This window comes from Thermosynechococcus sp. OHK43 (genome assembly GCF_014466085.1).
Taxonomy (GTDB): Bacteria; Cyanobacteriota; Cyanobacteriia; order Thermosynechococcales; family Thermosynechococcaceae; genus Thermosynechococcus.
In genome coordinates this window covers 1-14,014 of sequence record NZ_JACOMP010000233.1, presented here as the reverse complement: position 1 = coordinate 14,014, position 14,014 = coordinate 1, and the positions used below count along the sequence as shown (strand labels likewise).

The following is a 14,014-nucleotide window of genomic DNA, read 5'->3' as shown; positions in this document are numbered from 1 at the left end:
TTGTTAACGCGGCAGCGGAGTGCCAATGCATCCTCCAAGTCGGACATATTGAGCGATTTAACCCTGCCTTTCAAGAGCTGAGCAAAGTCCTGCGCACGGAGGAAATCCTTGCCCTTGAGGCGGATCGCATGAGTCCCTACTCCGATCGCGCCAATGATGTCTCAGTGGTTCTTGACTTAATGATCCACGACATTGACCTGTTATTGGAACTCACCAATTCACCTGTGGTGCGCCTGACGGCCGCCGGCAGTCGCTCTGCTAACTCCGGGTATCTAGACTACGTGACGGCCACCTTGGGCTTTGCCAACGGTATTATTGCCACTCTCACTGCCAGTAAAGTCACCCACCGCAAGCAACGGCGCATTGCTGCCCACTGCAAAAATTCCCTCACAGAGGCGGATTTCCTCAAAAATGAGATTCTCATTCACCGCAAAACCACCGCATCCTGCAGTGCCGATCATGGCCAAGTCCTTTACCGCCAAGACGGCCTAATTGAGAAGGTCTATACGAGTAACATTGAACCTCTCCATGCGGAGCTGGAGCACTTTGTCAACTGCGTTCGTGGCGGTCAACCCCCGTCGGTGGGTGGGGAACAGGCCCTCAAAGCGTTGCGCTTGGCCAGTCTCATCGAGCAGTTAGCCCTTGATGGCCACAGTTGGGGACAGTTAGATGCCGCCTTGGCGCCCCTCATGCGTTAAGCTGGGCCACTGAGGTTAGTTAATCCATTGAAAAAATCTAATGGGCTTGAGGACTTCTGACTGGGATTGAAAATTCAGGGTGTGGGTTATTGGACGAGATGTGGGGTAGGCGTTAGGCTATCTAGGCCGGCTGGGGAATTGCCCTGAATACCTGCAAGCAACGACTTGATCCTCACTTTCCTACTGGTTTGAATCCTAGCAGCGGATGAGCTAAGCCGATCTGCGACCCTCGTTCCCTTGCGCTAGGGTAGTAAGTACACTAGCGAGGGTGGTATCAATGACGGAGATAGAAGACTGTGCCTTTTTGGCAGCCCAAGCAAAGGTCAAGTCCTATCTGGCCTACTGGTTTCAGTTGGGGAAGCGGCTTTGTATTTGGGGTGGAGAGCATACGGTGCTGCCACAACCGGTTCTTCAGGGCGATCGCTACAGTCAAGCCTTTGAGGCTTGCTGGGCCTATGTGATCTCTGGTCAGGCAGGAGAGTGCTTTCTCGAAGACACGACGGAGACAATTACCCAGCTACTGGGCGACTGTTGGGAGATTAGCCCCTGCGCCCGCTGCCAGATGCCTGTGCCCCTACCTTGTCATGGGTTGCCCCCTCTACACTGTCCCTGTGCGAGTCTAACCAATTGGCCGAATTTTGAATTACCCTTGCCCCATAGCCCAATTAATCCCCGTACTCACCTATTGTCCCTAAAAAAACGCCTCAGTCTTTAATGTGTGGGATTGTCCCCTGCCCCCGATTGTTGCCCCTCAATGGCGGGCGCCACACCCCGACCTCACCCTAGATTCCTATGCGCTGCATCTTTGGTGGCTAACACTTCCCCCTGATGTGCCCCGTGGGGTGATTCTCCGTGCCTATTTACGACGCTATCAACCTCATCTTGGAGAGAAGCCTTTGCCGCGTGCTGCCGGGGGTAAGCCCTATCTGAATGGGTTGGAGTTTAACTGGAGCCATAGTGGCCAATTGGCGGTGTTGGCTGTGAGTGGGAGGGCTCCTGTAGGGGTAGATGTTGAAATCTTGCGCCTCTGTCCTCAACGTGCAGCGATTAGTCGGCGGTTTTTTGGGGCTGCGCTGCAACAAAGAATCGTCGAGGGGGGCGATCGCTCCTTTCTCCAGGCTTGGACCTACTATGAAGCGTGGCTCAAGGCTCAGGGGATAGGGGTATGGCAGCGGGCAGCGGCTCAGCCTTTAGAGCATTGGGTAGCTAGTTTCCCTGTGGGCGATCGCGCCATTGCCAGTGTTGTTGTGCTAACGCCAACGCCGCCCCAGTGTTTCTTTTTGCGGCCAGAAGCGATGGATTGAATTGAGGTTTACACTTATAAATTATAAGCAGCGTCATCAGCGTCATCTTAGCCAAAAGCCCTGCCAGCCTCAACAGGAGTACCAGCAGTCATGCCGAAAACGGATTGTTGAACCTTGGCCTTTTCCCAATCCCACCATCGCAGCCCTGCTGTCCATGCTCCAAGATACCCATTCATGCTTTTTGATGCTTTAACCGGTTGCTGCAGACCAGGAATAGATCAGATGAGGCTGCCACTCACTGGGAGACTGTTGGGTGTAGGCTTGGCGATCCAGATCCATCGGTAGGTTGAGCATTGGATCGGTGCCCGTGGCCACCAGAAACTCAAATCCTTTTAGCGTTGGCCATTGGCAAAATTGCCGCAGCAGGGTTTGCACCGCAAGCACATAGGGATGTTCCGGCTGCTTATACCACTGGCGATCGGCCACATGGGGCTGGTCAAAGCCAAAGTGAACAATGAGGTCAGGATGCCCAAAGATGGCTTGAGCAACGGGCCGAGCTTCTTCGCGCAACAGCAAATGGACGCCTGCGGCCAGATGACGCAGTTTTTCCAGTCGTTCGTAGCGATCGCCCGCATCCAATTGCGACTCCTGCCAGCGAAAGGCCACCGTCATCAGGTAAGTTTGCAGCAGCAGATGCCCCAGTTTCTCTGCCTTGGTCGTCAAGTAGGGGGTGTTGTAGGGGGTCGCTTCAATCAACAGGGGCACCCGATCCACCACTTCAAGGCCATAGCCCTTGAGCCCAGCAATTTTGCGGGGGTTATTGGTAATCAGGCGAATCTGCTTCACCCCCAAGTCGTTGAGGATCTGGGCGCCGACGCCATAATTGCGCAAATCCGCTGGAAAGCCCAAGTGCTCATTGGCCTCCACCGTATCCATGCCTAAATCTTGCAGGGAATAAGCACGCAGCTTGTTGACCAGCCCAATCCCCCGTCCCTCTTGCCGCAGGTAAACCACCACACCCCGACCGGCGGCGTTAATCATTTTCAGAGCCGCCTGCAGTTGCATCCGACAATCACAGCGCAAGGAACCAAGGGCATCGCCCGTCAAGCATTCAGAATGGACGCGCACCAGTACGGGTTGCTCGCTAAATGTGGCGGGATCCCCTTTGACAATGGCGACGTGCTCCGATTGATCGAGGGAATTGCGGTAGCCATAGATTTGAAATTCACCGAACTCCGTCGGTAGCTTGGCCACAGCCTCGCGGCGCACAAAGCGCTCATGTTGGAGACGGTAGCTAATGAGGTCAGCGATACTAATGATTTTGAGTTGGTGGGTGCGGGCATACTCCATGAGTTGGGGCAGCCGCGACATCGTGCCGTCGGGATTTTGAATTTCACAGATCACACCCGCTGGGTAAAGACCCGCCAACCGTGTCAAATCCACTGCCGCCTCGGTGTGGCCAGCTCGCTTGAGAACTCCCCCAGGGCGCGATCGCAGGGGGAAAACATGACCAGGGCGACGTAGATCTTGAGGTTGCGTGCTCGGATCAATCAAGGCTTGAATCGTGCGGGCGCGATCCTCGGCGGAAATACCTGTGGTCACACCCCAACGGGCACCGGCATCAACACTCACCGTAAAGGCAGTTTGATTGCTATCGGTATTTGTTGTCACCATTAAGGGCAGATTCAATTCATCGAGGCGATCGCCCTCCATGGCGAGGCAGATCAGTCCCCGTGCATGAACAGCCATGAAGTTAATCATGGCGGGGGTCACACGCTCGGCAGCCCCAATCAGATCCCCTTCATTCTCGCGATTTTCGTCATCCACCACCACAATCACTTCGCCGCGCCGCAGGGCTTCTAATGCTGATTCAATGGAGTCAAACACAGGCACATCCGCCAAGGTAGTTACTTCCAGAATTCCTAAGGCTTCTTATTACTAAGTTACAGCCTTTTTCACAACGATTGGGGGCCCGCCGCACCACTCAGTAGGATTGCACCAACTTTCCAAGATAACTTTTCAAGATAGTATTGAAGATCGTCCAATCTCCCACGAAAACCCATCCGTGGTTCTTTCCCTTGTGAAAATGCTGAAAACCTCGTCATCATAGTGAAAGGTTTCGTTAGGCAATCTGCTGCATGTCTCACTTAGGATTCATAGTGGTTATCACTGTTGGTACCTTAGTCCTGCTGGGCTTAGCGCTTTACCTGTTGTTTCCCCGCAAGTACGAGTCTGCCCGCTCCGTGGCCGAGTCCTATGACAACTGGACCAATGACGGCATTCTTGAATTTTACTGGGGTGAGCATATTCACCTTGGCCACTATGGGTTGCCCCCTCGTCCCAAGGACTTTCGCCAAGCCAAGGTAGATTTTGTCCATGAAATGGTGCGTTGGGCTGGTCTTGATCGCCTGCCGCCGGGGACAACCGTCTTGGATGTCGGCTGTGGTATTGGCGGGAGCAGTCGTATCCTGGCCCGTGACTATGGCTTTCATGTTACTGGAATTACGATTAGCCCTGAGCAGGTACGGCGGGCGCGAGAACTCACTCCTGGGGATCTGAATGTTCGGTTTCAACTCGATGACGCTCTGGCTTTGTCATTTCCAGATGCCAGCTTCGACGTGGTTTGGTCAATTGAAGCCGGTCCCCACATGCCCGATAAACAGCAGTTCGCTAAAGAATTACTCCGTGTCCTGAAGCCTGGGGGAATTCTGGTGGTTGCCGATTGGAACCAGCGGGACGATCGCCAGCAGCCCTTGAACATCTGGGAGCGGCTGATGATGCGGCAGCTCTTGGATCAATGGGCACACCCCGCCTTTGCCAGCATGGAAGGCTTTGCCGAGGCCCTGGCAGCAACGGGTTTAGTGGCTGGAGAAGTAATTACTGCTGACTGGACACAGGAAACGCTCCCCTCATGGCTAGATTCGATTTGGCAGGGAATTGTGCGGCCAGAGGGACTGATTCGCTTTGGCCTAGCGGGGCTAGTGAAATCCTTGCGGGAGGTACCCACATTCCTGCTGATGCGGATTGCTTTTGGCATGGGACTCTGCCGCTTTGGTATGTTTCGCGCCGTACGGGCGGAGATTCCCGCTGTCTCCCTTGACCCCGCCTCTCAAGTTAACTGCTGATAAATAATGGGATACATCATGCCCCAAATGGCAGGCTGTACTTCCTTGAGGGCATGATCACTGTCCAATTCTACCCGACTGACCCAAGGGCGACCTTCACAGTAGCGACGACTAGTGTCAATGGGAATCACTTCATCCTGAAGGCCATGGAAAATGAGCGTGGGCACAGGGCGCTGGAGCTGGCGATCGTCATACTCCAGTAAATCTTTGGCAAAGCCATAGCTAAGGGGCAGTAGGCGTTCTTCAGTGTAGTGATAGACCTCTAAAACCCCCGTGGTTTGCCAGCGGCGATATTCATCCCCGAGACGCGGCAGCCACTGGATAGCAAACTCAAAGGCAGGAGCCAAAAGAAACAGCTGCACCACTTGGGGATGTTTTTCGGCAAGCCAAGCAGCCGTCAAGCCACCAAAACTAGAGCCAATTAATGTGATCGGTTCTTCGGGGGTAAGCAGTGCTTCTACCTGTTCAATTTGGCGACTCAGGGTCAAGTGAAAAAAGTCCCCCTGATTGAGATCAGGAATGAGTAGCGGTTGACCAAGTTCCTCAAAGCGATCGCGAAAATACTGGGCTTTCCTCGAGCGCGGCGACGAGGCAAATCCATGGAGGTAGAGATATTGCATTGCTCAACGATCCCTGGGGAGGAGTGGACATATTTTTGTTGTACTTTGTCAATAATCTTAACAAATTTCCCCTTAGCCATAGGTTGTTCAAGGGTGATCATTGGTAATCAGTCAGAATCCGGATCAAATAGCCCAATAACCCAATAACCCAATCACAATGAGTCATCATGAACGAACTGTTACAGTTTCTCACAAGTCGCATCAATCCAGCGATTTCAATGCTACGATGCCGTTGAATCTGGTTATAACCCTTTTCGCAATGGTGGCAAACGCTCAAGACTGCGAAGGCCCCCATGGGAAAGGAGTGCATCCCCTTGATGTATCCCATATACAAGAAAAGGGTTGTACCTAGCCAATCTTAAGGATAACAACGTCAGAGATTGAGGATCGAACGCATGACAACACTCACTGGGCAACCCCCGCTCTATGGTGGCAGCACCGGCGGCCTCCTCAGCGCAGCGGATACCGAAGAGAAATACGCCATCACTTGGACAAGCCCCAAAGAGCAAGTTTTTGAAATGCCGACGGCTGGGGCTGCTGTTATGCGTGAAGGTGAAAATCTCGTTTACCTTGCCCGTAAGGAGCAGTGCCTTGCCCTAGCTGCTCAACAACTGCGTCCCCGCAAAATTAACGACTACAAAATCTATCGTGTTTTCCCCGATGGCGAAACGGTATTGATCCATCCCAAGGATGGCGTTTTCCCTGAGAAAGTCAACCAAGGGCGGGAAGCGGTCAACTCTGTGCCTCGCTCCATTGGCCAGAATCCCAACCCCTCGCAACTGAAGTTCACTGGCAAAAAGCCCTACGATCCATAGGTCGGTGCTGAACGTTCTTTATTGTTCTTTATTATCGCCCCCATGGTTGAGCCATAGGGGGTATTCTTTTGAGCTAACCTAGGGTCAACGGGAGTCCTGAAGGAAGGTGATAGGTGTTGAGTCGCACCCCTTTAATTGAACGCCTGGCGGCTGAAATTGGCCGTGATATTTATATGGATGTTGCTAAATGGCATCTATACCTTGGTGATGCAAAGCTAGCAACCCCTCTTGCGGAAGCCTTTTTACCCCTTTTAGAACAGGGGGAGATGAGTTCGGCACAGGTTGCTAGCGTCTTGCAGGAGGTCTCAGTTCCCCTTGGCGGGGGTCAGCAATTCCTTTCCCTGGATCGCTTGATTCCCAAGGCCAACCAAGAATTGCTGGTGGAACTGCTCAACCGTTTTCGCCAAGAGGAGCTTGACTCTTAGTGGACGGTGCCCCATTCCTGTTGGGCATTGATGGGGGGCAGCAGATAAATGCGCAGGAGATGACCCGCGATCGCCAACTGGTGGGGAAGTTTCCGTAATGCCTTCAGCCACTTTGGTTGATGACTGGCTTCAATTGCCTGTAGTTTCTTGTTGATTTCAACACAGCGTTGCAGACGCGGATAAAACTCAGGGTGATCGACATTGAGCACCACAGAGAAAGTACGGGCCGCTGTTTCATTGGTTTTGGCAATCACCTCGCGATCGAATGCTGTGGCATCAAACCCAAGGGCTTCATAGAATTTGGCACGCTCATGCACCGTCAGCGTATGGGTGGCAAACACCGTCAGCAGGAAGAAGCGCATCCACAGTTTGGCGCCCCAGCCTTGAATCAATTGGGGTTGGGAGTGGATCAAGGCCTTGAAAATGTCGCCGTGGCGGTTTTCGTCTTGGCACCAACTTTCAAAATAGTTAAAGAGGGGGTAGAAGGAATGTTCGGGGTGCTTTTCAAGATGACGGTAGATGATGATGTAGCGCCAGTAGCCAATTTTCTCTGATAGATAAACGGTGTAGAGTACCCAGGGCAGGGGGAAAAAGGTGTAGGTGCGCGTCTTGGAGAGGTGGCCCAAGTCCATGGCATGGCCAAAATCCATCATAGCTTTGTTGAGAAAGCCGGCGTGCCGCGCTTCATCCCGCGCCATCAGGTGAAAGATTTCCGCCAAAAGGGGGTTACGATTCTTGAGCTTGCGCGAGAGTTCCTTAAAGAGCAAAAACCCTGAAAACTCAGAGACACAGGAGCGCTCAAGGTAGTCAATAAAGGCTTTGCGGGTCTCTGCATCCAAGATGTCCCAAGTGCCTTTGAAGGAGTCATCGCGGACAAAGTGATGGCGGTTGTAGTCTGCCCGCATTTCCGCCAACATCGCTTCCAGTTGTTCTTGCTGACGACTGAGGTCAAGTTTTGCTGCATGTTCAAAATCTGTTGTGTAAAAACGGGGGGTTAAAAGGTTTTCACGAATGGTTTTAACGCTCTGGCCTGAATCAGGATGGGGGGCGATCGCCACCATAAGCCTCTTACTCCTATAGAACTAAACCTATGCAGGTCATACCGTTTTACTATACTATATCCCTGAGGATGGTCAATAACCACCTTGACGATGTTGCAAAAGTAGGCAGTTTTGTTATGTTTTTTGAAGTTTCACTTGACAGCCATATGGTTAAAAAGTAATACTCGCCAATAGCCTGCCATTCTGACCCTGTTCAGTCCACGGCCATTCCCCGTTGGCAGGATAAACTTATTCAAAAAAGATTGTTAAAACCAATTTCAGGAGTTACAGGTATGACAGTCCTCTCCCTTGCGCTGCGGGAAGGAACGGCTGAGGCTCACACCTTGGCTGAGCACACCGCCTTCATGAAATGTTTTGTACGCGGGTTGATTACCCCTAGTCTCTTCCGCCAGTTCTTGGCTAACCTCTACTTTGTTTACACCGAGCTGGAGGCGGCCTTAGCTAGTGCCAAGGGCGATCCGGTGCGCGCTATTTACTTCCCCGAACTCAACCGCAGTGGCCAACTGGCCCAGGACTTGGCCTTCTACTACGGCGAGGATTGGCGCGATCAGATTACTCCCCTTACGGCCACCCGCGTTTACCTCAGTCGCCTTCATGAGGTGGCCCAAAGTGAACCTCTGTTGCTCATTGCCCATTCCTACACCCGCTATATGGGGGATCTCTCTGGGGGACAAGCCCTGAGTAAAATCGTGCGTTCGCAGTTGACGCTTCCCGAAGGCAAGGGCACCGCCTTTTACGAGTTTCCAGCACTACCGTCCCCGGAAGACAAGAAAGCCTTTAAGCAGCGGTATCGGGAAACTTTGGATAGTCTTGGCCTCGACGAGGAAGCGATCGCCCGCATTGTTAAGGAAGCCAACTTTGCCTTTGCCCTCAACTGCAACCTCATGCACGCCCTTGAGTCGGAGTTAAAAACCACCATTGGCGATCAGACGTGGCAGGCCGTGGTTATCGAGAACCAGCCCAGTCGGCGGGAGCACCCCCGTCCTGAGGCCATTGCCATCTAAGACCCACTGTTGATCTTGTTAGGAGCTTGCAAACATCCATGAGTGTGGTTCAGCCAATCCAATTCGATGGGGCACTGCTGCAAAAATACGATCGTCCTTTGCCTCGCTATACCAGTTACCCCACGGCTGCCGAATTTACTCCCGATTTTGATCGCCATTGTTTCCAGCGGGAGCTACTGCGGAGTAACGAAGGGCACCGACCCCTGTCCCTCTACGTGCATATTCCCTTTTGCCAGACCGCTTGCTATTTTTGCGGTTGCAACGTCATCGTCACCCAAAGCCAAACTATTGCCAAAACCTACTTGGATGCCTTGGCGGAAGAAATTGCTCAAGTGGCGGCACGGCTGGATCGCACTCGTCCCGTGATTCAAATGCATTGGGGCGGCGGTACTCCCAACTACCTCACGATTGACCAAGTGGAATCCCTGTGGCAGACGCTCACTCAGCACTTTGAATTTACCAACGATGCGGAAATTTCCATTGAGGTAAATCCCCGCTACATCAACCGTGATTACCTCTTGCAGCTGCGGAACCTGGGCTTCAATCGCATCAGCTTTGGCCTGCAGGATTTTGATCCCCAAGTGCAACTGGCAGTGAATCGCGTGCAGCCTGAGACATGGCTCTTTCAAGTGATGGAGTGGATCCGCGCCGCTGAGTTTGAGAGTGTCAACATTGACCTCATCTATGGTTTGCCCTATCAAACCGTCCAATCCTTTGAAGCCACTATTGCGAAAACGCTGCGCCTTGACCCCGATCGCATTGCTGTTTTTAACTTTGCCTATCTACCCAATTTGAAACCCATCCAAAAGCGCATTGACCCCACCACCCTACCCGATGGTGCAACCAAACTGACGATTTTGCAGCGGGTGATTGAAATGCTAACTAGCCAAGGCTATCGGTACATTGGCATGGATCACTTTGCCAAGCCCACCGATGAGCTAGCGATCGCCCAGGAAGCAGGGACGCTCAAGCGCAACTTTCAGGGTTACACAACACTGCCAACCGCAGATTTGATTGGCTTTGGCCTCACCTCGATCAGTATGTTGCAGGAGGCCTATGCCCAAAATCAGAAACACTTAGCCACCTACTTTAGTGATGTTGCTGCGGGTCAGCTGGCCACAGAACGCGGCATTCAACTGCACCGTGAAGATCTGTTGCGCCGCACGATCATCATGGAACTGATGTGCCAATTTACCCTCGACAAATCAGCGATCGCCCGCCAGTTTAATCTCGATTTTGATACCCACTTTGCCCCCGAGTTAGCGGCGCTGCGGGAATTGGCTGCCGATGGCCTCATTCATTTGGGGCGCGATCGCCTAGAGGTCACCCCCGTAGGACGACTCCTGATCCGCAACATTACCGCCGTCTTTGATGCCTACCTGCAACAAAAATCTGGTAGGACATTTTCTAAGGCCATTTAGCCCCCTTGCCTCTACCCTTTTCTGGGTAATCCAGAATCCTTAGATCTAAACTCGTGTCTAAACTCACAAACGGTGTTGAGGAGTATCTATGACATCATCCTTAGAATTGCAACCCCAGACCCCCCGCCTCAATTGGGGCTTTGTCCTCTTTTTAGGGGCGGTACATCTTTTAGCCGCGGCTGCTCTTTTGTTTTTCTCCTGGTCAGCATTAGCCGTCACGATCTTTCTGCACTGGCTCTTTGGCAGTATCGGTATTTGCTTGGGATACCATCGTCTTTTAAGTCACCGCAGTTTCCAAGTGCCCCAGTGGCTGGAGTACGTCATTGCTGTTGTGGGTGCCTTGGCCATGCAGGGAGGCCCGATTTTTTGGGTAGCAGGGCACCGCTTGCACCATGCCCACACCGAGGACGAGATTAAGGATCCCTACTCAGCACGGCGGGGCTTTTGGTGGAGCCATATGCTGTGGCTTGTCTATCCGCAGTCCCGGTTTTTCAATGCCGAGGAGTATGCCCGCTTTGCCCCCGACTTAACACGAGATCCCTTTTACCGCTGGCTGGATCGCTACTTTTTACTCCTGCAGCTTCCCCTTGCGCTGCTCCTCTATGGCTTAGGGGGTTGGTCCTGGCTGTTGTGGGGGATGTTTATGCGAGCCGTTTTTCTTTGGCACAGCACTTGGTTGATTAACTCTGCCACCCACAAATGGGGCTATCGTCGCTTTGAGACCGAGGATAACTCACGCAATCTCTGGTGGGCAGCCCTCCTCACCTATGGCGAAGGTTGGCACAACAACCACCATGCCTATCCCCACGTGGCCAAGGCGGGCTGGTACTGGTGGGAAGTGGATCCCACCTGGTGGGTGATTCGCACACTCCAAGGACTGGGTCTTGCCGCCAAGGTACAGTTGCCGCCGCCCACAGCGTTGTCCTAATTGCCTCGGCTACGTTGGGCATTGCCGCGGCTGCGTTGGGCGATCGCCAGGTTACTCAGCCGATTGAGACCGACGGCCTCGCTGGTCATTAACTCTCTCCAAAGAGTGTTAACCTTGATGTCATTGGGCCGCTCCTGCCGCAGTTTTACCAACGCATCGAGGGCATCATACCAAAGGCCATGGCTAGCCAATAGATCGTACCGTTGCAGGGGTTTGGCTTTGAGGAGTTGTTTTTCCAATGTTGCGGGCAGAGCGACCCGTTGTACCCAGCCTTCCGCAAAGCGTATCTGGGAGGGATCGGGGTCATTGGGGTTACAGATCAGAGTCACCGTCCAGCGGTAGTCTACCCCCTCCTGTAGGGGCGGCACCTCACCTGGCAAGGTCATACTGTCTAGGCGGGGACGATTGGCTATCGGAAACTGTTGCTTGTAAATTGGCACCTGCCTGCCATCGGCAAGGCTCTGAAAGAGGGCAAACTCGAGAGCTTGGTAATTATTGGCGGGTAAATACCAGTAAAACGGGGGGCGATTCATTGCCGTCAAGCCAATATTACTCGCAGGCACCAGGGTTGTTAGATCAGGTTCGTCTGCTGCGGTTTGCACTCTACAGACGCCGCGTGTGGCCGCCCCCTCACGATTCCCCGGACGGGATAGGTTGCGGGGGGGTGTAAATCCTGCCCAACTCAGACCTGCATTGAGGATGAGTACGGCCAAGCTCCAAGGAACGAAATATCGCAGTGACGTAAAAATAGGTCGTTTCATAGGTCAATATCCTTACTGAAAAACGGTAGCGGCAGGTGTCAGGGGGTCTTCTCGTTCATCTTTGGTCATTTCCCTACCTGCTCCACTACTACCATAGGAGTTTGGTGGGGGCTGCGGGGTGATAGCACCAACGAGGGGGTGATGATGTCCATCACCTACGGATATTGCGCTGGCTCACAACCTCAGTAGTCCCTAGGACGAGGACAGCACCTTAGCAGTTCCAAAGTGATGGGGAGACGATTGCAGCAGCCGGCATACTAGCAAAGAGCTGTATCTATACTGGAAAGTGCCTATAGATTTTTTTATTGAGCGCTGTTTCCACTATTTATCTCAGTTTTTTTGATTGAGTGGCATTGCGTGACTCCTCGCTGTGAATAACCTCTCCCTTAAGTGGTTTCTATTGCCCCCTCTCACTGTCGTGGTGGGTCTCAGCCTCTTTTGGGTGCGATCAGGGGGGGTGTCGGCAACGGCAGCAGAGCGAATTATTTTTCGCTATGGCCCCTTCGAGCGATCGCTCCCCATTGCTGATTTAGAATACTTTGCTACCACTGGCCAAGCCTCTCCAAAACTTATTAGCTATTTACGGCTATTGCCCCCTGTGCACCGGCAGCAATTACGATTGGCCTTACAAGAACGACTGCGATTGTCCCCCGTGGCTGTTGCTCAACTGTTGTACTCCCCCCTAGGTCAAGAATTCATGGTGCAAGCGGGGCGGATTCTCCAAACCCAAAGCCGTCAAGAAAATGCCCTTGCACTGCGAGCGGCGCTGATTCTCGCTGCCACTGATCCCCATGGTCTCACCGTGTTGAGTGTGATGCGCCACTACCCCTCCCCCAGTATTCGCTTTGACCTCAAGGAAGGCCTCGCGATTCTCAAAAATTTCCAGCACACCATCCACAAAACAGAGATAATTCTGAATGTTGTCCGTCAACAGGCGATCGCAAATCAGACAGAAGCTATCCCTGCAAGTGTGCAATCACTGCTTCAACCGGGCCCTTGGCGGTGGCTAGAGATGCCTTGGACAGCGGTAGATGAATCGCCTCAGCGGTTGCAGTTAACGGGACATTCCCGCCCCATTGCAGCGGATCTCTATCTACCCATCGTTCCTGTGAGACAGCGGGTTCCAGTGGTCATTGTTTCCCATGGACTGGGGGCAACCCGCTACAGCTATCGCTATCTGTGTCAGCATCTGGCTTCCCATGGGTTTGCGGTGATTGCCCTTGAGCATGTTGGTAGCTCAGCCCGTCAGGTCATGTCCTTTCCCATGGCCTATGTTAGTCCAAGGATGGCGGCTCAAGAATTTCTGGATCGCCCCCTCGATGTCACGTTTGTCCTCAATCGTTTGGCGGCATTTCCTGAGCAACTCTACCCTTGGGCAGGGCAGCTCAACTTGGAGCGGGTGGCAGTAATTGGTCAGTCCTTTGGGGGCTACACCGCTCTGGCCCTGGCAGGGGCACGATTGGATTTTCAACAACTACGGCGACACTGTACAAGAACTGTCCTTCACTCCTTCAATGTGTCACTGCTGCTCCAATGCCAAGCGCAAGCATTACCCCCAAAGGTTTATGCCCTAGAGGATGCCCGGGTGCAAGCGGTAATTGCTGTTAACCCGATTACCAGTGCTCTTTTTAGTCCTGAATCTTTGGGGCACTTAAAGGCTGCTGTGATGTTGGTTGCAGCCAGTAACGATACGATCGCCCCCCCTGTGGAGGAGCAAATTTATCCCTTTACGTGGCTAACAGGGCGCGATCGCTACTTGGTGTTGATGGACAATGCGACCCATTTTTCGACAATTGGTGAGACCAGTCCCAATGAACCCGTGCTGCCTGTACCAAAGGCACTTGTGGGGGCCACACCCCCGCGATCGCGCGCCTATCTCCGAGGATTGAGCTTGGCCTTTTTACGCTTGCAC

At 53.0% G+C, this 14,014-nt stretch carries 14 protein-coding genes; 10 read left to right on the top strand and 4 right to left on the bottom strand.

Going from position 1 to position 14,014, the window contains the following annotated elements; genetic code table 11:
* The 3 genes from H8Q75_RS09900 to H8Q75_RS09890 all read left to right on the top strand — a co-directional run.
* Positions 1–698 (top strand): Gfo/Idh/MocA family oxidoreductase (locus tag H8Q75_RS09900; protein ID WP_297041376.1); only part of this gene is annotated, 698 nt, incomplete at its 5' end.
* 277 nt (positions 699–975) lie between these two features.
* A complete protein-coding gene (locus H8Q75_RS09895) occupies positions 976–1,413 on the top strand; it encodes a hypothetical protein (RefSeq protein WP_024124777.1) in 438 nt (145 codons plus the stop codon).
* Between the two features lies 1 nt (position 1,414).
* Positions 1,415–2,002 carry a 4'-phosphopantetheinyl transferase superfamily protein gene (locus tag H8Q75_RS09890; protein ID WP_024124776.1) on the top strand — a complete coding sequence of 196 codons (588 nt, stop codon included), beginning with the start codon at positions 1,415–1,417 and terminating at the stop codon, positions 2,000–2,002.
* 189 nt (positions 2,003–2,191) lie between these two features.
* Here the strand turns inward: H8Q75_RS09890 and ribBA are convergent, their stop codons facing one another.
* On the bottom strand, positions 2,192–3,835 hold the full coding sequence (gene ribBA / locus H8Q75_RS09885; protein ID WP_157869775.1) for a bifunctional 3,4-dihydroxy-2-butanone-4-phosphate synthase/GTP cyclohydrolase II: 1,644 nt from the start codon (positions 3,833–3,835) through the stop codon (positions 2,192–2,194).
* 245 nt (positions 3,836–4,080) lie between these two features.
* On the opposite strand from ribBA, the gene H8Q75_RS09880 reads away from it, so the two are divergent.
* Positions 4,081–5,067, top strand: a complete 987-nt coding sequence (locus tag H8Q75_RS09880) for a methyltransferase domain-containing protein (protein WP_041429087.1) — start codon at positions 4,081–4,083, stop codon at positions 5,065–5,067.
* On the opposite strand, the gene H8Q75_RS09875 is transcribed toward H8Q75_RS09880, so the two are convergent.
* The gene (locus H8Q75_RS09875; RefSeq protein ID WP_297041375.1) at positions 5,052–5,687 is read right to left on the bottom strand and encodes a YqiA/YcfP family alpha/beta fold hydrolase; all 636 of its coding nucleotides are present in this window, start codon (positions 5,685–5,687) and stop codon (positions 5,052–5,054) included. The genes H8Q75_RS09880 and H8Q75_RS09875 overlap by 16 nt on opposite strands.
* A gap of 395 nt (positions 5,688–6,082) precedes the next feature.
* On the opposite strand from H8Q75_RS09875, the gene H8Q75_RS09870 reads away from it, so the two are divergent.
* Entirely contained in the window at positions 6,083–6,502 is a 420-nt protein-coding gene (locus tag H8Q75_RS09870) for a photosystem I reaction center subunit II PsaD (protein ID WP_024124772.1), read from the top strand.
* A 113-nt stretch (positions 6,503–6,615) separates the two neighbouring features.
* Positions 6,616–6,927 carry a DUF3181 family protein gene (locus H8Q75_RS09865; RefSeq protein WP_024124771.1) on the top strand — a complete coding sequence of 104 codons (312 nt, stop codon included), beginning with the start codon at positions 6,616–6,618 and terminating at the stop codon, positions 6,925–6,927.
* Here the strand turns inward: H8Q75_RS09865 and acsF are convergent.
* Positions 6,924–7,988: a magnesium-protoporphyrin IX monomethyl ester (oxidative) cyclase gene (gene acsF, locus H8Q75_RS09860; RefSeq protein ID WP_024124770.1), complete on the bottom strand. Its 1,065-nt coding sequence runs from the start codon at positions 7,986–7,988 to the stop codon at positions 6,924–6,926. The two genes, H8Q75_RS09865 and acsF, sit on opposite strands and share 4 nt — an antisense overlap.
* 272 nt (positions 7,989–8,260) lie before the next feature.
* On the opposite strand from acsF, the gene H8Q75_RS09855 reads away from it, so the two are divergent.
* The 3 genes from H8Q75_RS09855 to H8Q75_RS09845 all read left to right on the top strand — a co-directional run bounded on the left by H8Q75_RS09855 (position 8,261) and on the right by H8Q75_RS09845 (position 11,341).
* Complete coding sequence (locus H8Q75_RS09855; RefSeq protein WP_024124769.1) at positions 8,261–8,992, top strand: biliverdin-producing heme oxygenase; 732 nt, start codon at positions 8,261–8,263, stop codon at positions 8,990–8,992.
* A 38-nt stretch (positions 8,993–9,030) separates the two neighbouring features.
* Complete coding sequence (gene hemN / locus H8Q75_RS09850; RefSeq protein ID WP_024124768.1) at positions 9,031–10,413, top strand: oxygen-independent coproporphyrinogen III oxidase; 1,383 nt, start codon at positions 9,031–9,033, stop codon at positions 10,411–10,413.
* 88 nt (positions 10,414–10,501) lie between these two features.
* The gene (locus H8Q75_RS09845) at positions 10,502–11,341 is read left to right on the top strand and encodes a fatty acid desaturase (protein ID WP_024124767.1); all 840 of its coding nucleotides are present in this window, start codon (positions 10,502–10,504) and stop codon (positions 11,339–11,341) included.
* On the opposite strand, the gene H8Q75_RS09840 is transcribed toward H8Q75_RS09845, so the two are convergent.
* Positions 11,338–12,102, bottom strand: coding sequence for a DUF928 domain-containing protein (locus H8Q75_RS09840; RefSeq protein WP_024124766.1), 765 nt, complete (start codon positions 12,100–12,102; stop codon positions 11,338–11,340). The genes H8Q75_RS09845 and H8Q75_RS09840 overlap by 4 nt on opposite strands.
* Before the next feature lie 370 nt (positions 12,103–12,472).
* Between H8Q75_RS09840 and H8Q75_RS09835 the strand changes: the two genes are divergently transcribed.
* Positions 12,473–14,014, top strand: a 1,542-nt coding sequence (locus H8Q75_RS09835) for an alpha/beta hydrolase (protein ID WP_297041374.1), incomplete at its 3' end; no start/stop codon positions are given.

Excerpts from the sequence above, each read along its gene's own strand:
- H8Q75_RS09895 (WP_024124777.1), top strand. The coding sequence starts at position 976 with ATGACGGAGATAGAAGACTGTGCCTTTTTGGCAGCCCAAGCAAAGGTC.
- H8Q75_RS09880 (WP_041429087.1), top strand. The coding sequence starts at position 4,081 with ATGTCTCACTTAGGATTCATAGTGGTTATCACTGTTGGTACCTTAGTC.
- H8Q75_RS09875 (WP_297041375.1), bottom strand. The coding sequence starts at position 5,687 with ATGCAATATCTCTACCTCCATGGATTTGCCTCGTCGCCGCGCTCGAGG.
- H8Q75_RS09870 (WP_024124772.1), top strand. The coding sequence starts at position 6,083 with ATGACAACACTCACTGGGCAACCCCCGCTCTATGGTGGCAGCACCGGC.
- acsF (WP_024124770.1), bottom strand. The coding sequence starts at position 7,988 with ATGGTGGCGATCGCCCCCCATCCTGATTCAGGCCAGAGCGTTAAAACC.
- H8Q75_RS09855 (WP_024124769.1), top strand. The coding sequence starts at position 8,261 with ATGACAGTCCTCTCCCTTGCGCTGCGGGAAGGAACGGCTGAGGCTCAC.
- hemN (WP_024124768.1), top strand. The coding sequence starts at position 9,031 with ATGAGTGTGGTTCAGCCAATCCAATTCGATGGGGCACTGCTGCAAAAA.
- H8Q75_RS09845 (WP_024124767.1), top strand. The coding sequence starts at position 10,502 with ATGACATCATCCTTAGAATTGCAACCCCAGACCCCCCGCCTCAATTGG.
- H8Q75_RS09840 (WP_024124766.1), bottom strand. The coding sequence starts at position 12,102 with ATGAAACGACCTATTTTTACGTCACTGCGATATTTCGTTCCTTGGAGC.